Origin of the sequence: Bacillus sp. NTK074B (assembly GCF_017303375.1) — a bacterium.
Classification (GTDB): domain Bacteria; phylum Bacillota; class Bacilli; order Bacillales; family Bacillaceae_B; genus Rossellomorea.
Map to the genome: position 1 here is coordinate 128,251 of NZ_JAFKOH010000003.1, position 24,195 is coordinate 152,445.

The following is a 24,195-nucleotide window of genomic DNA, read 5'->3' on the forward strand; positions in this document are numbered from 1 at the left end:
GTCGTCCACATATGTATCTTCATTTATCTTACATTCTCTCACTTTCCGGGCTTCTTCTATAAATGGGTTACCCTAAAATGTATCAAAGGTACATATCCGTTAAAGACCGATTCCGAATAAATCCTACATCTTCATAAAACTTGATGGCATGATTATCCCTGATAACAGATAAACGGGTAGCCGGGTATTCTTTATCCGAGCTGCTGATTGAATGGGTTAACAAATATCGTCCAATGCCCCTTTTTTGGTGTTCAGGGTCAACAACTAAACTCATGATCAGAGGATACTGTTCAAACTCCATGTGCAGACAGACCCCAACAATATTGTTTGTGCTCTCGTCGACAACCACTCTAGAAGCCTCATCCATGATGCTGTTGTTTTTATGTTCGTCTAAAAACTCTTTTACGTGCAGTATATAATCTTCTTTAGACCCAATTTGTTTATAAGCCGGATTGATTTTATAAGATTTCACAAGTAAACCCGCTATTCCATCTGTGTCTTCACTGGAAACGGCTCTTATTTTTTCATATTCGTCTGATTCCGCTTCGAAATGGCCAATGACCACACCTTCAACCGCATCGAAAACACCCGCTTGTTAAATGAGTAAGCATCAAATAAACTCTAAAAGCAGGTTCTTCTACATCCTCAATTAGGAGGATCGCTCCGTCTGTATGAACTTGATAAGGCGTCCCCATCCCATTGGTGAGCAAAGTGAGATTCCCTCCAACCAAACGTCCTTCTCCTGTACCACCCGCGAGCGTGTTGAGGGGGGAATTCCTCGAATCGAAACTTAGCGACTCCTTCGTAAACAAAGACGATATAGAAGATTCAGTCTCTTCAGTTCGTACTCCATCATTTAGATCGGACGCCACCATTGGTCCGTGGAAAGTAACCAGATTACTGCCTTTTTGGATAGCATTTAGCAGATAGGTAATATCGCTATATCCCCAAAAGATTTTAGGATTTCTCTGTATCTTTTCATAATCAATCATGGGGGCGATTCTAGCTGTACCAAACCCTCCATTAGCACAAAAGATTCCACGAATAGCAGGACCCATAAAGGCTTCGTGTAAATCAGCGAGCCGCTTCTGATCCAGAGCGGCTATGTCCTCCTCCGTATCAAATACATGACGTCCAATGACGACATGAAGCCCCATCCGCTCAAGGACTTTTATTCCTTCCATCAGATGGTCTTTGTCTGGTGGTCCGGCAGGTGCAATAATCGCCACCTGGTCACCTTTTTGTAAAGCACTTGGTTTGATCATTAACCTCTTCCCCCTTCCTCCATTCTGATATTTTCAAAAGTTGTGAACGGTTCCCTTGGCTAATCATTTTTCGCTTTTTATGTACAATTAGAAATCCTCTATAAAATCAAAGAAGACGACTGCTGTTCATAAAAAATAGTAATGATTCAGCCATTTTTATTGCCTTTCCCTTTAAATCTACCCGAATCCAAATACCGCTCTACAATCAAGCCCCGATGATGAAGCTCATGCCCGGCAATAATATATCCAATCGCTCGGGCCGTCACTTCTCCGCCGTTCGCTTTTCCCCTTTGAAGTAAGGCTTCATCATCCAGGCTGCTTAGAAGATTCATAGTGTTTTGGCGCACTAGAGATTGTGTATGTAATAATTCTTGCAATGAAAACCGATTGAATGTTGCCCTTTTCACGTACTCGTCATCATTATAGCCAGGCAGCATCTCCTTCTCCCCTCTTCCAATGGAGAGAAGGCGGTAGTTCATAATACGCTCCGTATCGGTTATATGACCGATGACTTCCTTGATGGTCCATTTGTCGGGAGCATAGTGAAACTCTGCTGCATCTCCGCTTAAGTCTTTTAACAGATTCATGGTTTCTCTTAGTTGTATATCAAGAATTTGAAGCAGATCCCCTTCTGGTACATGGTTCACATATTCTTTATAATACGATGGGTACTCATTTATCTCCGGTCGTTTCACCATAGCTTCTACTCCCTTATCCATTTTAACTCCATACCAATTATTTCAAAAAAAGTTCATTCCTACAATTACTTTATTCAGCCCTACTTAAATGGAAAAGGTGCATTTCACAATGAAGAAATGCACCTTTTCACTCAATATGTGTATGAGTCAATTCTCTTCAACCGTCCGTTTATGCTGCTCCCGGACGATCTTCTTATTTAGTATTTTTACTTCTCCCACCATTCGTAATCTCCTTTCTTCCACGATGTATTGGGCGAGTTCTTGATCCGAATGTCATCCCCGTCAATATCAAGATGAAACACCTCTCCTTGAATGCCACCACCATTGGTAAAGTCGATTTCAAAGTCAAACTGAAACCCGCTTGTCCATTTGAAACCTCCTGTGTGCTCATATGGAGAACTCCCCGAGATGAATGATTGACGTTTACACCAAACAGCTGAAATCCTTCACCATTTCATTGAATTTATCTTGCTCCTCTACATGAGGCGCATGATTGCTATTCTCGAAAATATAAAAAGTTGAATTAGGAACTAGATGAAAGATTTCTTCAGAAAACACAAACGGGCATTGGGCATCGTGTCTCCCGCAAAAAATGATTGTCGGAGTCGTGATTTCCGAAATGGTTTCTCTAATATCGTACGCCGGAAGTTCCGTCTTAGAATAGTAATCCAGACGTTTTCGAACCACTTTGCCACTGCTCGGCTTGGCCAAGTATTCATCGTATCTTTCCGGATCATTCAATGACATTTCCCTCCACGTCTTCCCTGCCTCCAGTCTCTCTTCTTTGCTTGCATCTTCAGAATAGAGGACGGAAACGATTTCTTTCAAACGGTCATTATCAGGATTCTTGTCACAATAGATACTGTCCTGATGCTCCATGTATTCATTTGTAGCGGACGCACCGCCTACAATCAATCGTTTGACTGAATCAGGATGATCAGCGGCATAGTGCAGCCCGAGCATTCCACCGGTTGAATGACCTGCAAAGTTCCAGTGATTGTACCCGAGAGCCTTGCGAATCGCTTCTAAATCTTTGCTTGTTTCACTCATGCTCAGCTCGTCTTCGTGTGTCACTTCAGTGGAATTCCCTGTTTCTTTGAGGTTCACCAGGTACACTTTAAAATCCTCGACAAATCGATCAGCGAAATGATACCCGTGCTCGTTAAACTCACTATAAAGATGCGTCACGCATAAAGGTTCCCCGTTACCCGCTTCAAAGATTTCAAAATTCCCCCGGTTTGTCTGAATCAGCTTTTGTTCCCACATTCATGTTTCCCCCAGTCTGTTTTGTCTGTATCGTTTTTTTTTTGGATATTTTATCTTATACACTATTCATTAGACGGATACCAAATTGGAATAGTTTCAATTATTCTGTCAACTTTACATATTTTTATAGAATCGGGATCATGCAGATCGTCATCCACTACAGATCCTTGGCCGCACCGATTTGAGCCGACTCATCAAACGGTTGTTCTAGTATATATACGGCTTATGGACGAGAAAGGTTTCGAAAATGTAGGGGCGTGTTGAAAAAGAGAAAAACAACCGGGGAGAACGCTTCATTTTTTTAGAACGGAAAGTGCCTCGGCCGCTTTATGGGCAAACTGGAGTGGAGGGTCAACGGATTGAAAATGGATGTACATGATAACAGGATGGGTGAAGACACAATGATTATGTAGAGCGCTGATCCTCAATCCGTTTTGGATCAGCACTTTCGAAAATCCCTGGATCTCTTCTTCCAACAGGACAACCTCCCCAAGGTTCAATGCACGACCTTCTTGATCCAGTGACTCGAATGAGAACCCCGCCTTCAGCTCGCCTCTGCTTGGCCTTCCTTGAATCGTCACATACAGATTTCTGTCGATGGATACGGAACATACACCATTCTTCAGCTTTGCTTTCCCATTCAGAATCTTACCAAATTCCGTGCACAACTCGCGAAAATTGCTCATAAACCGAACCACCCTTTTTGTTTCCACTTTATTCTTAACCAGGTGAAAAGATGCCATGAGGTGTGAAAGATATGGCAGGAGAATGGAGCGTTTACTTGAATGTACTATAGAAGACTAGTAGACGAATGGAAAGGAAGAAGTGCAAGCTATGACACGTTTTGATTTTTTCCGGCCAATGATTATGCCGAGCCCCTATACGAAATATAAGGAATTCCAACCGGCACCGTTTCTTCGCCTCTACATTTGCTGCTACTGGCTAGCTTTCCCCTATAAGATGCAGGTCCCCCGGTATTCGTACGACATCATTCCAGATGGCTGTACCGATATCGTATTTGAATACGATCGTCTGAGCCAAACCAGTTCGGTAACGTACTACGGAATCTTTGATGAATATTTTCACGCCACTGAACAACATAATCCTAATAAAATCACCTTCGGCATCCGTTTTTATCCGGGGAGCTCTGCTTACTTTATAAGGGAGAAGGCGAAGGTTACCGCTCGTTCGATGATCGATTTGAATCACCTCAACCAATCTTTAATAGGAAAACTTGAAGATCAATTACTGCATACAAATCATGTAACAGAGATGATTGCGTGTTGCGATGATATTTTCTCCAAAGCATTGAAAGATACATTGCCTTTAAGACAGGATGCCACGCTTCCTATTATTCTTTCTACCATTGTGTCTGGCCGTGGGACAAAGACCGTCGAGGAAATAGCAAGAAAAGAAGTGATCAGCACCAGAACGATGACTCGCATGTTTGAAGAACGCATTGGATTGAGCCCTAAAAAGTTCAGTCAAATCATACGATTTCAATCCATTTTGAACGAGTGGGTGCACCATCCTTACAGAACGGATCTTACTGATGGATACTTTGATCAATCCCACTCCATAAAGGATTTCAAGAAGCGGACAGGAAAAAGTCCATCTCAGCTTCAAGTGTCCGATTTTTACAATACGGTCTTTCATCACTCCGATACCATTGAAGATAATAATAGATAGGGAGGAAATAGCATGAATAAAATGACAGGAGTGACCTTTCAAATTCGCGTCACAAATTATTATGAAGGATTGAGTTGGTATACAACCCTCTTCAATCGGGAACCTGACTTCATCCCCCATGAGGATTTTGCCGAGTGGGAAATGGTGGATAACACCTGGCTGCAAGTGGCTAAAGGAGAGCCTGCGATTGGAAATGGACCTTTGCGATTCGGTGTTCAAGACATTTATTCTGAACGTGAGAGATTGATGAAATCACTGAACGCAGTGATAGAGGAAGTCCAGACTCGAGAAGGTGTACCCGCAGCCTGGTGTACATTCAGTGATCCATACGGGAATCTGGTCGGATTATTTGAGGAATTAAATTCTTACCAATAGAGCGGGGAAGTTACCCGCTCTAAACCTGTCCCCATGACCCGGATCTCGCTGTATCCAGAAAGCGCCGGGCAGCCGGCGTCAGGTTTTGTTCACGCTCCAGACTCACTAAGGCAATCTCCCTGCAGAGATTCGGCATACCATATGGTTCGAGTCTGACCAATGTTCCCTCTTTGATATGAGCAGAAACCATCGTTTCCGTAAGAAGCGCGGTTCCACTGTGATGCCGGACAAAATCCAGAGCAGTGGCAGGCGGTAATTCAATGGAGTCATTCCCTAATGACATATGGGTTCTCTGCCAATGCTTACTCTCCTCGCTCCAATCGGTCAGGATGTACGGTTTGCCTGTGAGAAAGACATCCTCGATGTTATATTCACTCTTCAACGCCTGCTCAGGACGTGAGACGAAGACGAGAGGTTCTTTTATCGTATAAAGCTTTTTCAGATCTTTATTGAAAAACGGAGAAGTGATCATCCCCATGTTGATGCTTCCATCATAGAGCATGTCGATGATTTGTTGGTTATGGCCGGTGTGGATGGCTATGTGAATGTCTGGAAAAGTACCGTACATTTCCCTCACGATCGCAGTGAAATGTCCGGATGTGAAGGTTGGAAGGGTTCCAATTGTGATTTCCCCTCTTTTCCCATCCTTTATGGACAGCGCCCTTTCTTTCCCTTTCTGCAGCACTTCAAGAGCCTGCCTGGCATAGGGTAGGAACCCTTTCCCGAGGTCCGTCAGCACCATCTGTTTCCCTGCCCTGACAAAAAGGTATCCCCCGACATCTTTCTCTAACTCTTTTATCCGCAAACTGACAGTAGGCTGTGATACATCCAGGTATCTAGAAGCCTTGCTGTATGAACCGAGCCTCGCTACGAGCTCAAATGCAATCAGCTGATTGATTTCCATCCTAACCCTCCTTATCTATAAAAATATTTAATAGCAACTATATATAAAATAGGATTGTTTAATAGGTATAAGAAAATTATAGTGGAAAGACAGAGTGAACAAAAGGAGGGATTTACTGTGAATGTGAAAGAAACATTCCAACACATCCTCGATCATCAGTACGGCCGGCCATCTGGAGTCCTCGGCTGGGTGATCGGGGAGAATATGATCCGCCAGCATAAGCCTGAAACCCTTTGGACCATTGAACAACTACAGCTTCAGGAGAATGAACGGATCCTTGAGATTGGATGTGGCGCAGGATTTGCATTGAAACAGATTGCTTCATTGAATAATGGTCATACAATGACCGGCTTAGACTTGTCAGAAACCCTTCTCCAGTCAGCTGCATTCCGCAACAGAAAAGCCATCAGACAAAAGAAATTGTCCTTTGTTCACGGAACGGTTGAAGAAATGCCCTTTCCTCACGAACAATTCACAGCCGTGTTCAGTATCCATTCCATTTATTTTTGGGAGGACCTGTTCAAATCATATAACGAAATACACAGGGTCCTGACTACTGGCGGGACCGTCCTGATGACCCTTTGCGATGGAAAAGACGGCGAAGACTGGGATTCAATCAAGAAGATGATCCGAGATGAATGGATCCCCTTAATGGAACAATTGAAGTTTAAGGATCTTTGCGTACTGGAAGGACCCATCTCGCGTGGGTATCATACGGTGGGTGTGTATGGGGTGAAATCTTGAGGGCGTGATATTATTTCAGGAAAACCTCGGGACGGGATGGACGATTTTCATCATTGACCCAACGTACCTGTCCCCTTGGCTCCCCAATTTGAAGTCCCTCCCCTAATTCTGAAAGCTTGAGAGAATCTTATAAACGGATTTCCATCAGCCTTGATTTAGTCTTTAGATTCATGGATTCATAGAATTTAATCGCATCTTCGTTAAACTCCCACACGCCTAACTCCAGTGAATCTGCACCAATCGTCTTAGCGTACTCCACTACTTCCCCGAAGAACCTTTTCCCCAAGCCTTTTCCTCTGAACGTCTGATCCACACCAAAGTCGTCCATATAGACCACTTTCTTAGGAATCAGGATAGGCCTTTCAGCGGTATTCTTGACCGTGATGATGGTATAGGCGATGGGCTGTTCTTCTTCTAATACGAATACATTCGTGTTTTCTCCATCCATTAAACTGTTAAAATACTCCTGGTCTAACGTGGTGTCTGCCATCCGGTAATGATCTGGTCTTTTCTCTGTATGCATTTCGTGCACTTGTCTTTGTATTCGATGAACTGCATCATAATCGTTTTTGGTAGCTTCTCTGATATGTAAATTCAATCTATTCTCCTCCATGATGACACCCGTCTTGGTTTATCTTTAAATAATCGTCTTTATATGAATATGAAAAGAATGTTCCCAATGAAGTACAATGCCGGTAAAGCACTGATGATTAAGCCCAATACTGCTGATTTTCTAATAAAAGAAAGCACAGAACCGATGATCCATACTCCTATAATGAGTAGAAACCCAGGGTAAAGAAATGTATGATCGGTATAATTCTCCCCTAACCCTCCACTTGCCATAAAAAGAGTAATGGGTATCGTGATGACTCCGGTTATGACAAGATGAATGAGCCGATATAGTCTAAGATTCATTGAACCCCTCCTCTACTAATCTTTTACCTTTTATTAGACCGATCCGTCGATTCCTTTAACATCTCATCATCTAATTCCTCCACAACCTCTTGTGTTCCGTCTTCCATCACCATCTTCACTTCTACATCCTTTTCATCACTGACGGCATACCAAAACCGTTTATCACCTTCCACTTCGATAATGTTGGCTTTCTTTCTTCCTGCAAATACTTCTTTAATCGAAGAATCACTAATTGCCCCGGAATAAATATACGGTTCCTGGTGCATGGCTGACCACTTTACAGGTGTATCCCATTCTGCTCCTTTTGTATGTCTCCACTCCCATTCGCCATCCTCTTGTGTAAAATAGGCGATGAAGATCTGCTCCCCACGTGGATTATGTTCTGTGAATACGGCAATCGCGTCATTTGATTGGACGACACTTTCCTCTTTATGAACGAGAGAGTAGGAATAATCATCTTGATTATCACGGTCCTTTGATAGTTCTTCCATTTTATCATCGAAGAATTCTTCAAAGGTGGGAGGATTGGAACATGCGGACAATAGGGCGATGAGTGTGAGTATAGTAAGTGAAACAATTTTTTTAATGGTCATCATCCTCTTTTCTAACTGTTTTTTGTTTACCATGAACAATGTTGTTAGCCTTTCTGTGAATCTTTAAACAAGGAGAGGAGGAGCGATAGAAAAACGGTCTTATGAAAGACCATTCATATACACCATATTGTAAAACGGCAGCATGTGAATGGTCTAAACAGGTTAATCCCTCTTATCCCGAAATGTTTCCACTTCCATATCCGCTAACCATCGGTCAATTGCTTTAACGGGGAAATAGTATTCATACCCCAATTCTATGTAAGGAATATTGCTTGTCACTACACCATCTTCTTTTCTGGGATAAATCATGTTTAATTGCTCGTCATTTATGCCTAAGTACCTTTTTAATTCCAAACCATTCATCAACTGAGGTTGCTCTGTTGTATTCATGCTCACGGAAACTCGTTCATTCGTCTTTTGGGAGCCGTTTTCATATATGGCATCTGAAATCATCCATGCTCCCGCTACAATGCATACGCCTAAAAAGATTTGAGAAACGTTGTTGAGCGAGAATTGCTTCATAGGAATCCCCCTTTCAATAAATCACACTAACTCCGAACACCAATTATTTCAAATTTTTCTAATTTCATCAAGACCCCCCAATAAAAGAGCCTTACCGCATCGATTAATGGATTCCGTTTTGAGATGCTCGAACCCAACATATAAGGCTTAATGATACTCATAGTGATGAATTCTGGCTTTGGATTCTTTAACAATATCGAGTAGGTTAAATCAATATATTGTGGAAATCCTTGTTTAGGGTGCAATTGAATAAAGAGAGGGGTTGAAATATCGTTTGTACTCCTCTTATTTGTGAAATTCTTCCTTCATTTCACACTTCAAAACCGCTTGCAAAAGGCTGTACGACTTTATCTTCAATTTGGTCTTCAGTTAATGTCCCATTAGTTTAAGTGAAAAGATACCCTTAACTATTCTCCCGCACATTATTTCATTGAGGCGAAATCTACATTTTCATTGCGTTATAGAGTAATTTGAATTACTCTATAATTAAAAGGGGAGAGAAAATATGAAAAATACTTTTTTAGACTTTTTAATATTACAAAAATTTGCAATCGACTTAATTAAAGAAGAGAAGTATAAAGAGGCAATATCGGATTTAGAGAATGCGAAGAAGATTTTTACAAATAAAGCTGATCGAATAGGACATTGGCTAGCAGGTATTCATTGTATACAAGATAATAAAGAGAAAGCTCTCTCAGAACTAAAGGAAGTATTAAATAAAGGTTCTTACTGGAATCCAAGCATATTAACAAATGATTCTGATTTGTCCTTAATTCAGGAATCAGAAGAGTTTGCAGAAATCATTCAAAGAAGCGAAGAATTATATCATTTTCATAAAAGAAATTCAAGATCGTTACTTCATACTTTAGGAAATAATAAATCTGAAACTTCTGTCACAGCTTTACACTGGAAAAATTCAAATGCCTTAGACTTTTCAGAGCAAATAGTTACAGACAAATTAAAGGACAAATATCTATTTTCCTTCGTTCAATCCTCTCAATTGTTTAGTAATGGCTGCTATCATTGGGATAATTACGATCAGGCTAAAACGGATATCGATCATGCACAAATGGAACTAAAAGATAGGTTTGAAACGACTATTAAAAATAGGATTATATTCGGAGCCTCCCAAGGAGCAGATACAGCGATTAAAATGTACCTAGAACCCAATACACATTACGATACAGTAATTGCGATAGTGCCCACTCTATCTGACCTAAAAACTCTTGAAAAAAAAATGAAAAATCATCAAATAAAAAAGATTAAATTGGTAATTATCACAGGAGATAAAGATTATTTTTATCATAACGTGTTGGATGCATTACCTATTTTTGAAAAATACAATATTCCTTATAAATTAATAGTTATTGAAGGAATGGGCCACGCCATACCTGATAACTTTGAAGAATTGTTTGAAGAAAACATAAAATAATGAAAAAACAAAAATAGCCGATTCCCAAACAGGAATCGGCTATTTTTCAAATTTTGAAGAAGTCTTATTCAACTAAGGTTTAGGTCTCCTTTCAAGATTGAGTACATATACAAATCATCAAATTTACTACAAGAATATTCATAATGTCTTAGCAACCCCTCTCTTGTAAACCTTTGCTTTTCTACCAATTTTTGTGACGGGAGATTTGCAGGTTCTATCAAAGCTTCAATTCTTTCTAACTGATAGTGACTGAACCCACATTTAACAACTGATTCTAATGCTTCACTAGCTATTCCTTTCCCCCAGTAATCTTTACTTAATTCAAAGCCAACTTCAGCTCGATGATGTTTGGTAACCATATTCAGAAAGCCGCAACTTCCTATCATGTTTCCATAATCTTTTAAAGTAACTCCCCATCTAATGCCAGTGCCTTCTTTGAAAATAGAGTTATACCAATTAATTTCATCCCAAACATCCTTAACTGTTTGGAAAGGCTCTAGCCCCATATGCTTTACAACTTCTTTATCAGATAAGTAATTAAACATATCGTTGGCATCCTCGGTAGTTACTTCTCTTAAGATTAATCTTTCGGTTTCAATTATCGGAAACTCTTTTTTCATTTATTTTCCTTCTCTCTATTAATAGTAGATTATTTTATATACTCTTTTTTTATTCAATTAACCTCCCATTGAATAAGAACTGTAGTTTAAACAATTAACACATCTCCGGTTATTCCCCGTTTGTTTAAGTACATCCTTTCACAAACATAACCCTAAATCTTCATTTGTTACAGGAATACTGACAGTTTGTTTTCACTATAACTAGCACTAAGTATATAATCCACCAGAAATTAGTTTTCTCTGTTTTTAAGTTGAAGCCGATTTAGAATTGGAAATCCCCATCCTTCATTAGCAGGACTTCAGTTCCACCTTCTTTAATTCCCACTACTTTCATATCTTCGGTACCAAAGGTCACATTGACTAACAAAAGCGAAGTATTCAGACCAGCTGCCTTCAATTCTTCCTCAGATTGGTCAATACCATTTTGAAAATTGGATGGAGATGCATTTCCGATTCCAATATGACAGGCAGTATTTTCATCGAACAAGGTATTGTAAAAAAGAGTATCTGCCTGAGCAAGGGGGGATTTATTAGAGACCAAGGCAATTTCACCTAGATAATGTGAACCTTCGTCTGTTTCGATGAGATTTTGCAACACTTCTTGTCCCTTAGCGGCATAATAATCGGTAATCCGTCCATCTTTAAAAATCAGATAAAAATCATCAATGACACTTCCCCCATAGATAAGCGGTTTAGTACCTGCCAATTTGCCATTCACCTTGTGTTTATGTGGGGCAGTAAATATCTCTTCAGTGGGAATGTTCGGAAAGAAAGGAATTCCATTTTTATCTGTGACACCACCACCGATGTAAAGATGATCTTTAGGCAGACCGACTAATAAATCAGTTCCAAGGCTATTTGTAAAATGCAAGGCTTTAAATTGGCTCTCGTTTAGGACTTTTTTGCAAGACTCAAAGGCTCTATGGTGACTCTCCCATTCTTTTAGAGGATTTTCCCCATCTGCACGAGATCCTTTTAAAATTAATCTCCATAATGCTTGTATAGCTTCTTCTGTACTTAGGTAGGGAAATACTCTAGCTGCCCATGCCTCATACGGAACAGCCAGAAGACACCAGCGTACCTCGTGTGATCTGATTTTCGCATGATACTCCTTCAATTTGGTGCGGGAAGCTTTCTGAAAACGACTTATTCTTTCTGTAGCAACCTCCTTAAAGACTTCTAAGTTTTCAGATATAATATGGATGTAAGCAGCACCTGCATCGTCCCACTCCTTAATGCGGGCAGCCTGCCAATCAGGAAAGTGATCGATGACACTATCTGCTGCATGTAGGTAGAATTCTTTGGCAGACTGTTCATCTGTCCAATCTATAAACACATTTGAAGCTTCTGCCTCGTAGGCTGCCGTTTGGATTAGACGTGCAAACGCAGCGTTTTGTATATCACTATGAATAATCAATAATTGATTTTTTTGAAGATTCACGCCAGCTCGCACAGCAAGTTCTGCATACTTTTTTAACTGTGCTTCACTTATAAAATCATATATTCCTTTAATCATTTAATATCTCCCCAGTGATGTTCTTATAAAGTTTTACTACAGGACCCTGACCTACTTAAACTAAACTACTGTGCAATAATTAAAAATAGACACTAGCCGGATCAATGTCCGGGATATCAAAGTGAACCAGAATCCTGACAAACTCATGTTTATCATATATGTCTTCCAGCAAATACGTTCTCCCTTTTCTGGTGCGATTAGCACTGCAGGCGATAATGTGGCAGTCCGTATATTCTTTAGCGTAGTCCACAATCACCTTAGAGATTGAATGTTTTAAAGTATTAGCTCCTTGTTTGGGTAATAGCTTTTGATAATATGTATGAAGAAAATCAGCCGTATTGTCCTGTTCCATTATGAATGAATGGTTTAACTTATTTTCTAAAGTCTTTGCGAAAGTCGTTTTTCCGCTATGTGTTTTACCTACCGTGATGATCGCTAATCTCTTCATGGAGCCTCCTTTTTTAAAGCCTTTATACATTAGACGCTCCTTCACTTGTAAATGTTTCGATTTTCATATTTTGCTCTTGTTATCCACCAAACGGAATACCCATTATTTTCAATCATATCATCAATTATCTATATAGAGATTAACTATTTGTTCATTTACTAAACATAGAAAAATAGCAAGCCTAACTCATATCAAGTTAGACTGCTATTCCCCATTCTCCAGGTATTTTTTCTTCTGTTAGAAACAGCTGCCTGGTTCAATCTATTTCGTTAAATCCATACCTATAACACAATATCCACCTTCTTCTCCCTCAACCATAACCACCTGGCAATCAAGACGGCCAGTACAGTAAAGATTCCATAAAGTACCGGGACCAGCCACACGGGGAGCCACAAGCTCACTATCAGAGAAATCATATATTTTAATCCAAATATGAGAAGAGCTAATATGAGAGGAACCTGGACCCCAATCAGACTAATGAAGTTCGGGACAAGATTCGATATTGCCAAGGAAACCACTGAGAGAATAAATCCTACTACATAAATAGCGATAATGGATAGAACAATGTATTGGATAAACGTCATGTCATACCAATAGTGGCTGCCAATGAATGAATTGATAGGAATGTCAAAAAAAGCTGAAGGATCATTTAAGGAATATAAACTTAAATAGACGCCAAGTAAAACAGTCATTACAATGAAAGCCGATAACATGCCTGCTGCCATTTTTCTTCGGAACACGTGTCTTCCTGTCTTCGTGGTGTACTGAAGTTCCGGCATCCTCTTGTTTTTGTCACTAAGGAACACAGGTGAAACAACGAGAACCACGCTTATCAAAACAACGGTGGCAATGCCTCTGAAGATTTCTTCCATGTTCGTTAAAGATACCTCTGGATAAAGATTAACCTGTCTCGACTCTTGCAAGCTTCTCAACTGCTTTTTCTGAGAGGCATTAGCCATGCTGAATTTATTTTTCATCATCATTTCTTGATTACGTTGGAACTCAAGTAAGGATTCCCGCACCTGAAGCTCCCAGAACAGGTTTACCCCCTCTTCAAAGAAAATTTTATCATGCAGTTTTCCATGATACTCTTTGAAATCAGCGTACGATTGTATTCCTGCTTCTTTGAAATCCTCCCTTGTCTGGATAAACTCATCTGCTTTTTGGACTTCCACTTTGTATCGCTCTCGAAAGTCGGATCTTTCGGATTCATTCATGCTGGGTCCGTACTCGTCGACCATTTCGCTCCCAATCCGGTAAGAATCCAGTGCCGGCCGACCATTTGGAAAGACTTCAATATGAAAATGAATCAAAAAATAGTAGAGCACCACATTAATAAACATGAGCACGAGTAGGATCTTCCAATTGAAAATTTTTTTTATTTCCATCCAAACAATGTTCATAACATTTCTCCTTATAAGATCTCTTCCTTCATAAATTTTTTCATGGAACCATAGCAAAACACCGCAATGAACACGGTCCACGCCATGAGCGTCTGGACTTCATAGTATTTGAACATCGTCAAACCACCTGTCGCCATCCACCATTGATGTGGATTCAGGACGAGTACCGACAAGTTGAACCCCGTGAGGATCTTGAATACGGAGGAACCCGGAACGAAGCCTTGTAATAGTATCATTAAGATGAAGAAGACTGAGAAAGCAATCATGGTGAAATAACTGTTTTTCAACTTGATGGAAAGATTGAAGGTGAGGACAGTGAACAATAGCATACACACATATGTAACCATGACGGCCAGAATCAAATAGGTGCTAAAGGACAAATCCCACCATGAAACATATGGAAACTGAGTCTCCCAATTAAAGCCGCTGTTGATCGAGCTTTTCCAAAGATGAGAATAATCAAATAGGAGAAAGTACGTGCCGAGCGTCACGGACAGTATCATGAATGTCATGATAGAAGATGTCATTAAAGCAGCGTTGAGCTTATCGATCATCAACTTCCTGCCTCTCTTCGTTACAAAAGTAACAAGTCCCGTTCCATTCTCGAATTCGAAATTGGCAATAAGTGCCGTTGAAAGGACAACAATAATCATAGACTCAATGATGATATGCCTAAACACCTTCTTAAATAGGAGGCCGTGGATCGCATATTGCTGTCCTTCGAAAAACCACTCTTTGTATTCTCCATTCTCCTTTAATTCTTCAAATCTACCTGAGAATGCATCAAACTCGTTCCTCACCATGTTGGCCGCAGCATCCGTCAGACCAAATCCATCGATTTGGTTTTCACCCATCTTTTTAATATCGAATGTAGCATAGGACTGATCCATGAACCGTGCACGATTCGAATACATTTCCTTAAGATGAATAAGATAAAAAGACTGGAGTTCATCATCGGTGTAAAGGGGGTGAACTCCGTTATTCAAGTCTGCAAACAAGTCGCCGGCATGCTTATAACTCTCACCTGACTTCTTTTGAGTAATAGCATTTAACCCTTCCAAGTCAGATGAGATCTCCTGATTGAGTTCTTTTAGTGAATCCTCCGTTATGTTGGCACCGTACGTTTCCGAAATTTCATTCACCACACCGAGCTCTTCTTTGAATTCAGAGATGTCAAAGATATAAAAGACGTTCCAACCAAGGAATAGGAGAAGTAGCCCAAGGATGATCGGAGAAGAGAGGGCCTTTTTGCATTCCAACATTATCATTCGCATGTACACTTATCCTTCTTCCTGCAATCGATCTCGGTATTCATACAAGAAGACATCTTCAAGGTGTGGTGAGACGCTTATCCAGTCCTGATTACGTTCCCCTTTATGTACAAAGCGCACCCGTACGTTGCCCTCTTCCTGCTTTTCACCAAGAAGCACGTACTTATTCCTGAAGGCTTCAAGCTCTTCATTGGAAATCAGCGTTTCATAAATTTCCTCCTTCAGGGTTTCACAAATAGCACGTGCAGATTCGTTAAATAAAATCTTCTGTTTCTTAATCATAATGACTTGATTCGCAATGGACTCGATGTCAGATACGATATGAGTGGAGATGATGATCAAGCGATCTCTGGACAGACTGGTCAGAATCCGGCGGAAGCGAGACCGTTCCTTTGGATCTAATCCTGCTGTCGGTTCGTCCAAGATCAAAATCTTCGGATCATTCAGGAGGGCCTGGGCGATGCCTACTCGCTGGATCATCCCACCAGAAAACTTCCTCATTTTCTTATCGCCGACATCCTTCAGTGCCACACTTTCCAACAACTCCTCAATCCGGGATGTGGCCGTCTTCTTATCCATCCCTTTCAATGCAGCAAGATACATTAAATACTTCTTTGGTGTGTAGTGCTTATAAAAGCCGAAATGCTGCGGCAAATATCCAAGGATATCCCGGTACTCTTCGTCCAGCTCAACAATATTTGTTCCGTTGTAAAGAATTTCACCTTTTGTAGTGGAAATGAGGGTGACGAGCATTTTAATCAACGTCGTTTTACCGGCACCATTCGGAGCAAGAAGTCCGTAAATCCCCCGTCCAAATTCAAGATTGATTTCATCCAGGGCTGTAAAATCACCGTATTGTTTCCTTACATCTTTCACGACTAACATGTCACAACACTCCCTCCACCGGCCTCATGCGGACCAGCTTACTCAAGTAATATAAATAGCAGGCAATGCTTCCTGCCAGTACGATTCCGTATACAAACGCAGGGAGGGAATTTAGAAATTGCCAGTATACTTCGGGATTAATCCCATTTGGTACGATATTGACGATCAACCACCCAGCAACGACCTTCAGTACTGAAATTCCTGAATTCCCCTTCATGAAGACCACCAGATAAAATGATGAGAACAAAAACAAAGACGCTGTAGAAATCAGAAGTGCTCTTAAGATTTCAACTGAGTGACCACTCCATATCAAGCAAGCAATAATAAGTGTGTTCATCAGGATAGAGAGGATGCTGAAATGAAGCATTCGAAAAGCGGATACCTGATAAAGGTTAAACTTAGCCGTCATCTCCACTTCAAACACTTCGCTCTGCTTTTTCACAAAAAGATCATATAGGGATAATGCCATAAAGAGCAGCGGTGATATCATAAATATCGCTCCATAGATGCTTTCCCCTGGACCCGCTCCTTCTGTCATCATAGAAACGAAGAGCGTGAGGATCAGCATGATGGACATTGTCATGATGATTCCGTCCTTCTGACTTACAAACAGATACCGGAACCCCAGCTCCTTCTGCATCTTCCACATAAACTGGGGAAAGGACTGTTTTTTCTTCATTCCTAACCGGATGATGGTGTGGATTTCCCTTTCAACCCTCTCATCTTCAGGCATTTGAATACGGAATTTTTCTTTAGTCATGTAGATGCACCTCCATTTCTTTTTTAATTAATTTGATCCCGGCATAGTATCTCGTCTTCACAGTGGAAAGGGGGATTTCCAAGAGATTCGCAATTTCCTTGAGCGTATATTCCCCAAACAACTTCAATCTGACTATCTGTTGCATACCCGTATCAAGCTTGCTGACGGTCTCTACAACTTGTTCGACTTCCTCTTTATACTCAAGTCGAATGGTCAACTCCCCTTTTTCTTCAAGGTCCTTCCCCTCCAACGGTTCAGTCAGTTTCCTATATTGATAATTTCGGGAACGAAAGTAATCCACCACACGGTTTGAAGCAACCTTATAAAGCCAAGTACGGAATGAAGCCTTCTTGGCATCATAATTCCCTATTGATTTAAGGGCACTGATAAAGATTTCCTGGGTCAGATCATAGGAAAGTTCCGAGTCCATTGTCTGTTTGTAGACGAACCCGTACATTTCCCTGTAGTACTTCGAAATCAATTCATTAGCCGCATCCTGGCTTCCGCCTTTTTTTATTCTTTTAATCCATCGTTCTTCTATGTTCATACTCTCACTGCCTTCTATCCATATATTCGTATGGAATATGAAAAAAGTTTTTAAAAAAGAAAATTTTTTTACCTTATATAATTCGGTGTTGGGGGGAAGGGGATGTATTTCTTAGGTAATAAATAATGAAATAAAAAAGACTCGTCATGTTCGAGTCTTTTTAGCAAGAAGGAGAAATTCTTTGTGTGCAGAGTATTATCGTTTATCCCTTTCCTTATCTTTCAGAAGTTTATCTGCTTTTTCCTCAACACGTTTCAGCCTATTATTTTTTTTTCTTAAAACAACTACTAATAAAATAATGACTGCTGGAATAGCCAAAAGAAATAGAAAAGAAAATATCTGAAAAATAATATCACCTGTATTGATGGTGGATGTTGATTGTGCGGATACCAGTAAAAACATAAAACCACCACTTTCTATGATTTTTTTTGGAGCAGTGTTCAACTGGAAAGGGTTCTTATTCTAGTTTTTCATATTACCGTGTACTAAGTCTGCGAATTTATTATTGCAAACAATTAAAGCAACTCCAGTCGTGAATTTTACTTTGTTAAATAATGTTTCATTTTTGCCTTTACCTCCATTCACAACCTATTAATTGAATAAATTTCACTTTCCACAAATACCCATTATTACAAACCTTTTTACTTTTTGCAATATGAAGCAGAGTATGAAACCACCATACAAATGATTACTTTACAGAAGAAGACAGTATTTTATTCTCTCGCCAACATATCCATTTCTCACCACACTGTTAGATTTTTTTCCTAAAAGAATAACACCACTTCTCATATCCCATCTTGTTTTCATAAAAGCGGTGAGCCTCACTTCTCATGATCCCTGACTCTAACGCGACGTACTCTGCTCCAGCCCTTTTCCCATAGGAATGGATGTATTCCAACAACCTCTCCCCGTGACCCCTTGATCGCTGAGTCGGACTTGTAACCAAATCATAGACGAATAAATGATGCTTGTTATAGAAATTAATCGATTTTCGTACACCGGCCAAGGAGACGATGTCATCCTGAACAAACAATGCAAACAATAGATACCCCCCTTTCCTCATATCATGAGCAAGCTCCATATACCTTTCAAGCGTCAAATCTGATCTTAACTGTTTCATGACCTCAAATGAATGTATCCACTCCTCATCGGTTACTAATTGTTTGATGGTGATAGCACCCAATGTTATTTCCCCCTTCTGTCTGTTTCTTATTAGCTTTCAATGCAATAAAAGCCCCCAGGCACGATACCAAGCATCCCGCCACTAAACATACGTTCAGTTCCGTCTCACCAATGATGACTGAGGCAGCACCACCAACAGCAGGAAATAACGCCACCATATAGCCACTCTTCCCGGCTCCCATTTCGCTCACCAATTTCAAATAAAACAGCCAGGCGAAAAAGGAAGCAAACAATGAGAGATACACAACCGCCATCCAGTAGGAAGGGATCACAGGGAACGTCATCTTGGTATCTTGCATAAACACCACCGACCCAAGGAAGATGCTTGCAGCGGTAAATCCGATAACATTCGAATAAACTGGATCAATCCCTCTGTCAGAATTGATAGAGGAACATACATCTCCTATAGACTTGATGATGGTTCCTGTCAGTGCGAAGAGAATTCCTTTAACCGATAACGTTTCAGGAGCCTCCATCAGGGTTGGAAATAACAATAGAAACACGCCCATGATTCCAAGTGCTCCTCCAATGGCTATTCGTATGCTCATAGGCTCTTTCTTCACTAATGCAAGGGCTGCCGGTGTCATCACCACTTTCAATGAAAAGATCATCGTGACGATAGCCGCTGAACTCATGATCGTTCCATAATAAAGGAATAAATAACTCCATGCGAAATTGCATAAGCCAAAGAGAATGACTGTCAGATAATCTTTCTTCCCTAGTATGTGTATAGGTCTCCTTATGGAGAAAAGCAGCATAAAAAGAAGGGTTGTGATGGTCAAGCGGTAAAATAACGATAGCTCTAAAGGGACCGGATCCCCTTGAATCTTAACCGCAATAAAGTTCAAACCCCACACGATTGTACAGAATCCAAATAAAAACTTTGTCACATGATTGCCCCCATAAATTGTTTTCTCCACTCATTATTTATTTTCACTGTCATTTCCGAAAGGGTCAGTTTACAATAAACAGACATGACAGATTGGAGGAACCAAGTTGTTTGAGCTTTTATTCAGTATCGATCGGCAAAGCCAGATCCCAATGTATCATCAAATCTATCAGTATTTGCGTACTCAGATTCTTTCTGGCAAAATAGATAAAAATACGAAGCTACCCTCCGTCAGGCGTTTGGCTGAACAGCTCAATGTAAGTCGGAATACGACACAAGTTGCCTATGAACAACTGCAATCAGAAGGGTATATCCGCAGTGAAAACAAGAAGGGTTATTATGTGGAAGCAATGATTTCCGATGACATGCTTGCCTTTGACCCAAAGAAACAATCTGCTCCTATTGAAGCCCTAAAGAAACCCGGGCTCATTGATTTCAAGCTTGGAACAGTGGATGAAGCGAATTTCCCTCTCAAAAAATGGAGGACGCTCACAAATAAAGTCATGAAAGATCAGGACATGTATTCGTATGGAAATAAACAGGGAGATAGATGGTTGCGGATGGAATTGGAAGATTATCTGTTTCAATCCAGAGGGGTCAAAACGAGTGCGGACCAGATTATTATCGGGGGCAGTACCCAACAGTTATTAGTGTTAGTATCACTACTCCTGAAAGATAGTGTTCGTTCAATCGCCGTTGAGGACCCTGGATATGATGTGGCAAGAGAGTTATTCAGCTTAATGTCCTTCTCCGTTCACCCAATCCCCGCGAAAGATGATGGCATCATGGTCGACCAATTAGTCTCAGCGGACACTCAATTGGTCTATCTGACGCCTACCCATCACTTTCCTTACGGCGGGACCCTTCCGGTCAGCCAACGCGTCGAATTGATCCAGTGGGCTAACGAAGTGAGGGGATATATCATCGAGGACGACTATGATAGTGAATTCCGATACATCCACCAACCGGTACCTTCCCTTCAGAGTATCGATTCGACTCAAAGGGTGATCTATATGGGGACCTTCTCCAAAGCGCTGATCCCAACCATCAGAGTCAGTTACATGGCCTTACCGGAGGAACTGATGACAAAATACAGAAAGAAAATGGCTTTATTAGAGCAAACCGCTTCTGCCATTCATCAAAGAACACTGGCCTCTTTCATGAATGAAGGACATTGGTACCCCCATTTAAGGAAGATGAAGGCCTTATATAAACGGAAGATGAATCTACTTCTCAATGAATTAACCAAACACTTTGGGGATTCCATTGCTATAAAGGGTGGTAACTCAGGTATATTTATCATCATTGAAGTGAAAACAGATGTAAGTGAAGAGCAGCTTCTGGAGGATGCCTTTGAGGAGGGCGCCGTCGTGTATCCATGTTCCAGATACTATGTTAATGAGCAGCCTGTCTATCCACATGTGCAGATAGGGTTGGGGAATCTGACTGAGGAAGAGATTGTTGACGGGGTTTCTCGGCTGGCGAGGGCCTGGTTGTGACGATATTATTATTTCAGGCGCACTTCCCTTTGGAAGCACGCCTGATTGGATTGAAATGTCTCTTAATTTCAGTCCCAATTATCATGTCAATGTTTAGTTCACATATTCCGCAAGTATATGTATCAAACCCTCAGCCGCATCTTTTTTGCTGGCATACTTCTGTGGGGATTCACCTTTTGACACGATAAAATGCTCTACTTCCTCCCCATAAAGAGAACCAGTTTTATTCGCAACCATAAGTTCCGCTCCGGAAGTCTCCATTCGAAGGTTCGCCCTATGAAATAAATAATCCAGGTCATCCGTATGCTCTAACTTAAATCCCACCAGTAACACGGCTGGATTCCATTTTTTTATTTTCGATAATACTTTCGGAGCCTTCTTAAAATGAATGATTGGAGGTTCATCACTGGACATCTTTCCTGTTTCCAGTATTAGATTCCCTTGTTGGTCCAATACTTTATCAACCACCCAATCTGATCCGGCAGCTGCCATGATCACAACGTCAACAGGTTCAGATTGAACAATGGTTTTCATTTTCTCTCCTAAATCATCAATACCCTTGAACGGAATAAGTCGCATGTTATGGCGATTTTCAGGGAGCTTCGCGAAATAGCCATGTAAATAAATGACCTCTGCACTCTGTTTCAAAGCTGCTTCAGCTAAATAACACCCCATCGTACCTTTTGCCAGATTAGTGTGTCCTCTAACATTGTCCCACTTTTCAAGGGTCCCCCCGCTTGTTATTAATATCTTTTTTCCTTTTAATTGACTCATAGATACACCCACTGCCTTATGCATTTTGTTATGTGTTAGGGACCTGCCCCGGCTAACGGTACCTGATTTTTCTATAGACCCCAAATCCAACGTAATAGATAAGACCAAGCCCCATAATAATCACGCCATAAACGATAAATCCCATACCGTTCCATCCCCGGATAAAGACAATACCTATAACATAGGATAGATAGCCTGCTATTAAAATAGTTAAGGGAATCCCGAACCCTCTTTTACTTTTCGCTCTAAAGAAATGAATGCTAATCAATATCAGAATGGCTGTCAGCACTGCCACCGAAATGACTGCGTCTCCATAATAATTCCACCAGATAGACATCTCCCCCTTTTTATAACTGGCACTTTTTCACCTACATAATCCAAAATCCAAACACGGTTATAACCGCTGTTAACATCATGACCATCTCAGCTACTGTTAAAATAGCTTGTTTAGGGTACTCACTATATCTTAATTCGAAGAATGCTCTTACAGAATAGTCCAAACCGAATAACGCAACGACTCCCAACAGGTAGACATTCATATAATCTTTATGATTGATTATAAGAAAGGATAAAGTCATTAAAGTGATGGCAGTAAAAACTCTCACCGACTTCTCAACTTTGCGATGGGTCTCGTTAATATGGTTATAGGAAAAGAAGTTTCTTTTTACTTTTTTCAGTTTAAACAGTTTTCTTAATAGGTATTTAACGGTTGAGATCATAACGAATATAATGATGGCAATTGAAATAAATTTTATCCAAAACATAATATCCCCCTGATTGGCTTACGGCCGTGTTTATCCTCAAGCCATCTGCCCAAAACAGCGTTTACTTCCTCTACCTTGTCTGTCTTAATGTGAATGTGACAAATGCATCCCTCCTAATACCAATTATTTCAAATGATAAAATCCAACTCAAGGAAAATTCTACAAAAGGGACGTTTCAGCTGATTCTAGAGGGTCCCGTTTGCGGGTTTTTCCAAAATCTAATTAAAAGAGGACAAGCCCTTATCGGGTGTGAGATCAGAGTCATTCTCAGAGCTGATCAATAGCCGGAAATATTCCGCTTAGTTAGCCATTACTCTTTAAAATAAACTGAAATAGGCGGAGGAATTCCGCCTATCGAGCACATAAATTTCAAAACGGGCGGTTATTTTGTTCATAGGCGGAAAAACTCCGCTTATTTACCTCCAAAACAAGTTCTATTCTGAATATAGCCGGAAAACTTCCGCTTATTTTTGCCAATTGTTCTATAAAGGGCAAGACATCTTCTGTCATTTGATTATGATGAAGAGGCTTGGCCCCTTTTGTCCAAGTCTGTCAGGCTCTCCTCTCATATACCAACGACATAGACTCCATTGGGATCCCTTTGACTTGAAGGCACTACTCCGCTCATCACTGCCTGGTGGATCGTAGAAGTTTCTCCTTTTCCTACTTGTATATGGTTCATTGTCTCGTTAAGTAAACAGGATAGATCTTTCTCCAATTCGACATCTTCCATGATTAACTCTAATTCTTCCATTCTCGCAATAGCCGGGGGGCCGTCAATCGCATCTTTATTGCTTTGAAGTTCAATCCTGAAACCGTATGGTGTTCCGATAAAGGTTCTCCTTTCATTACGATTCACTTTCCAGTTCATCCCTCCGGCCCTTTGACATATCTCATCAAGTTCCACTGGACTCACCAAGAAACCAATATGGTCAAACATCACTCTCTTACCGTATCCAAAGGTAATATTGATAGCCCCTTTCCTCGCTTCGATGATCCTGAACTTGATCCCTCTATCCCGAAAGTCATCCCACTCCAAAGGGGGATTGAATGTTTGAAAATCACCTCGATATTTCCCTGTGCGGAGTGAAATTCGAAATCCATTCTTCACATAGAACTTTTCTGTTTCTTCTACATGGGGCGTCCAGAAATGGTAATGAAATAACATGATTCATCCCTCCATCAAAATTGTTCGGATGCTCCCTATACTGTATCAGCCGACCGATAAAGCTTC

Annotated in this window: 29 protein-coding genes and 1 pseudogene; 5 read left to right on the plus strand and 25 right to left on the minus strand. The window is 40.7% G+C overall.

Going from position 1 to position 24,195, the window contains the following annotated elements; genetic code table 11:
• Positions 1–82: 82 nt before the first annotated feature.
• From JI667_RS06585 to JI667_RS06605, 5 genes are all read right to left on the minus strand, one after another.
• Entirely contained in the window at positions 83–565 is a 483-nt protein-coding gene (locus JI667_RS06585) for a GNAT family N-acetyltransferase (protein ID WP_206851838.1), read from the minus strand.
• Positions 566–569: 4 nt separating this feature from the next.
• The gene (locus tag JI667_RS06590; protein WP_206851887.1) at positions 570–1,265 is read right to left on the minus strand and encodes a S66 peptidase family protein; all 696 of its coding nucleotides are present in this window, start codon (positions 1,263–1,265) and stop codon (positions 570–572) included.
• A 146-nt stretch (positions 1,266–1,411) separates the two neighbouring features.
• Positions 1,412–1,963, minus strand: coding sequence for a DinB family protein (locus tag JI667_RS06595; RefSeq protein WP_206851353.1), 552 nt, complete (start codon positions 1,961–1,963; stop codon positions 1,412–1,414).
• A gap of 423 nt (positions 1,964–2,386) precedes the next feature.
• Positions 2,387–3,229: an alpha/beta fold hydrolase gene (locus tag JI667_RS06600; RefSeq protein WP_206851354.1), complete on the minus strand. Its 843-nt coding sequence runs from the start codon at positions 3,227–3,229 to the stop codon at positions 2,387–2,389.
• Positions 3,230–3,522: 293 nt separating this feature from the next.
• Complete coding sequence (locus JI667_RS06605) at positions 3,523–3,915, minus strand: DUF1259 domain-containing protein (protein WP_206851355.1); 393 nt, start codon at positions 3,913–3,915, stop codon at positions 3,523–3,525.
• Positions 3,916–4,063: 148 nt separating this feature from the next.
• On the opposite strand from JI667_RS06605, the gene JI667_RS06610 reads away from it, so the two are divergent.
• On the plus strand, positions 4,064–4,918 hold the full coding sequence (locus JI667_RS06610) for a DUF6597 domain-containing transcriptional factor (protein ID WP_206851356.1): 855 nt from the start codon (positions 4,064–4,066) through the stop codon (positions 4,916–4,918).
• 12 nt (positions 4,919–4,930) lie between these two features.
• Positions 4,931–5,293 carry a VOC family protein gene (locus JI667_RS06615; RefSeq protein WP_244668223.1) on the plus strand — a complete coding sequence of 121 codons (363 nt, stop codon included), beginning with the start codon at positions 4,931–4,933 and terminating at the stop codon, positions 5,291–5,293.
• A 19-nt stretch (positions 5,294–5,312) separates the two neighbouring features.
• Here JI667_RS06615 and JI667_RS06620 read toward each other — a convergent pair whose 3' ends face one another.
• Positions 5,313–6,197, minus strand: a complete 885-nt coding sequence (locus JI667_RS06620) for a LysR family transcriptional regulator (RefSeq protein WP_206851357.1) — start codon at positions 6,195–6,197, stop codon at positions 5,313–5,315.
• A gap of 117 nt (positions 6,198–6,314) precedes the next feature.
• Between JI667_RS06620 and JI667_RS06625 the strand changes: the two genes are divergently transcribed.
• Positions 6,315–6,941, plus strand: coding sequence for a class I SAM-dependent methyltransferase (locus JI667_RS06625; protein ID WP_206851358.1), 627 nt, complete (start codon positions 6,315–6,317; stop codon positions 6,939–6,941).
• Between the two features lie 127 nt (positions 6,942–7,068).
• On the opposite strand, the gene JI667_RS06630 is transcribed toward JI667_RS06625, so the two are convergent.
• The 4 genes from JI667_RS06630 to JI667_RS06645 all read right to left on the minus strand — a co-directional run bounded on the left by JI667_RS06630 (position 7,069) and on the right by JI667_RS06645 (position 8,971).
• Positions 7,069–7,539 carry a GNAT family N-acetyltransferase gene (locus JI667_RS06630; protein WP_244668224.1) on the minus strand — a complete coding sequence of 157 codons (471 nt, stop codon included), beginning with the start codon at positions 7,537–7,539 and terminating at the stop codon, positions 7,069–7,071.
• 53 nt (positions 7,540–7,592) lie between these two features.
• Entirely contained in the window at positions 7,593–7,856 is a 264-nt protein-coding gene (locus tag JI667_RS06635) for a hypothetical protein (RefSeq protein WP_206851360.1), read from the minus strand.
• Positions 7,857–7,879: 23 nt separating this feature from the next.
• Positions 7,880–8,452: a hypothetical protein gene (locus JI667_RS06640; RefSeq protein WP_244668225.1), complete on the minus strand. Its 573-nt coding sequence runs from the start codon at positions 8,450–8,452 to the stop codon at positions 7,880–7,882.
• A gap of 159 nt (positions 8,453–8,611) precedes the next feature.
• A complete protein-coding gene (locus tag JI667_RS06645; RefSeq protein WP_206851361.1) occupies positions 8,612–8,971 on the minus strand; it encodes a hypothetical protein in 360 nt (119 codons plus the stop codon).
• Between the two features lie 505 nt (positions 8,972–9,476).
• Here JI667_RS06645 and JI667_RS06650 point away from each other — a divergent pair.
• Entirely contained in the window at positions 9,477–10,403 is a 927-nt protein-coding gene (locus JI667_RS06650) for a hypothetical protein (protein ID WP_206851362.1), read from the plus strand.
• Positions 10,404–10,471: 68 nt separating this feature from the next.
• Here JI667_RS06650 and JI667_RS06655 read toward each other — a convergent pair whose 3' ends face one another.
• From JI667_RS06655 to JI667_RS06705, 11 genes and pseudogenes are all read right to left on the minus strand, one after another.
• Positions 10,472–11,023, minus strand: a complete 552-nt coding sequence (locus JI667_RS06655) for a GNAT family N-acetyltransferase (protein ID WP_206851363.1) — start codon at positions 11,021–11,023, stop codon at positions 10,472–10,474.
• 262 nt (positions 11,024–11,285) lie between these two features.
• Positions 11,286–12,539, minus strand: coding sequence for an aminopeptidase (locus JI667_RS06660; protein ID WP_206851364.1), 1,254 nt, complete (start codon positions 12,537–12,539; stop codon positions 11,286–11,288).
• A 106-nt stretch (positions 12,540–12,645) separates the two neighbouring features.
• Positions 12,646–12,987: pseudogene (locus tag JI667_RS06665) on the minus strand (ATP-binding protein); the annotation flags it as partial.
• Between the two features lie 281 nt (positions 12,988–13,268).
• Positions 13,269–14,390, minus strand: coding sequence for a hypothetical protein (locus JI667_RS06670; RefSeq protein ID WP_206851366.1), 1,122 nt, complete (start codon positions 14,388–14,390; stop codon positions 13,269–13,271).
• Positions 14,391–14,401: 11 nt separating this feature from the next.
• Entirely contained in the window at positions 14,402–15,664 is a 1,263-nt protein-coding gene (locus JI667_RS06675; RefSeq protein ID WP_206851367.1) for a hypothetical protein, read from the minus strand.
• Between the two features lie 6 nt (positions 15,665–15,670).
• Positions 15,671–16,546: an ABC transporter ATP-binding protein gene (locus JI667_RS06680; RefSeq protein WP_206851368.1), complete on the minus strand. Its 876-nt coding sequence runs from the start codon at positions 16,544–16,546 to the stop codon at positions 15,671–15,673.
• Position 16,547: 1 nt separating this feature from the next.
• Complete coding sequence (locus JI667_RS06685) at positions 16,548–17,306, minus strand: hypothetical protein (protein WP_206851370.1); 759 nt, start codon at positions 17,304–17,306, stop codon at positions 16,548–16,550.
• On the minus strand, positions 17,299–17,853 hold the full coding sequence (locus tag JI667_RS06690) for an RNA polymerase sigma factor (protein ID WP_206851372.1): 555 nt from the start codon (positions 17,851–17,853) through the stop codon (positions 17,299–17,301). Before JI667_RS06690 ends, JI667_RS06685 begins: the two co-directional genes overlap by 8 nt.
• A 195-nt stretch (positions 17,854–18,048) precedes the next feature.
• Complete coding sequence (locus JI667_RS06695) at positions 18,049–18,255, minus strand: hypothetical protein (protein ID WP_206851373.1); 207 nt, start codon at positions 18,253–18,255, stop codon at positions 18,049–18,051.
• A gap of 349 nt (positions 18,256–18,604) precedes the next feature.
• Entirely contained in the window at positions 18,605–19,036 is a 432-nt protein-coding gene (locus JI667_RS06700; RefSeq protein ID WP_244668226.1) for a GNAT family N-acetyltransferase, read from the minus strand.
• A complete protein-coding gene (locus JI667_RS06705; protein ID WP_206851375.1) occupies positions 18,999–19,925 on the minus strand; it encodes a DMT family transporter in 927 nt (308 codons plus the stop codon). The genes JI667_RS06700 and JI667_RS06705 overlap by 38 nt, the downstream gene beginning before the upstream one ends.
• Before the next feature lie 106 nt (positions 19,926–20,031).
• Here JI667_RS06705 and JI667_RS06710 point away from each other — a divergent pair, with 106 nt between their 5' ends.
• Entirely contained in the window at positions 20,032–21,423 is a 1,392-nt protein-coding gene (locus JI667_RS06710) for a PLP-dependent aminotransferase family protein (RefSeq protein WP_206851377.1), read from the plus strand.
• 93 nt (positions 21,424–21,516) lie between these two features.
• Here the strand turns inward: JI667_RS06710 and JI667_RS06715 are convergent, their stop codons facing one another.
• The 4 genes from JI667_RS06715 to JI667_RS06730 all read right to left on the minus strand — a co-directional run bounded on the left by JI667_RS06715 (position 21,517) and on the right by JI667_RS06730 (position 24,129).
• A complete protein-coding gene (locus JI667_RS06715; protein ID WP_206851379.1) occupies positions 21,517–22,197 on the minus strand; it encodes a phosphopantothenoylcysteine decarboxylase in 681 nt (226 codons plus the stop codon).
• 52 nt (positions 22,198–22,249) lie between these two features.
• Positions 22,250–22,534: a hypothetical protein gene (locus JI667_RS06720; protein ID WP_206851381.1), complete on the minus strand. Its 285-nt coding sequence runs from the start codon at positions 22,532–22,534 to the stop codon at positions 22,250–22,252.
• 31 nt (positions 22,535–22,565) lie between these two features.
• Positions 22,566–22,961, minus strand: coding sequence for a DUF4181 domain-containing protein (locus JI667_RS06725; protein ID WP_206851383.1), 396 nt, complete (start codon positions 22,959–22,961; stop codon positions 22,566–22,568).
• A gap of 565 nt (positions 22,962–23,526) precedes the next feature.
• Complete coding sequence (locus tag JI667_RS06730) at positions 23,527–24,129, minus strand: VOC family protein (RefSeq protein WP_206851385.1); 603 nt, start codon at positions 24,127–24,129, stop codon at positions 23,527–23,529.
• Positions 24,130–24,195: the final 66 nt, after the last annotated feature.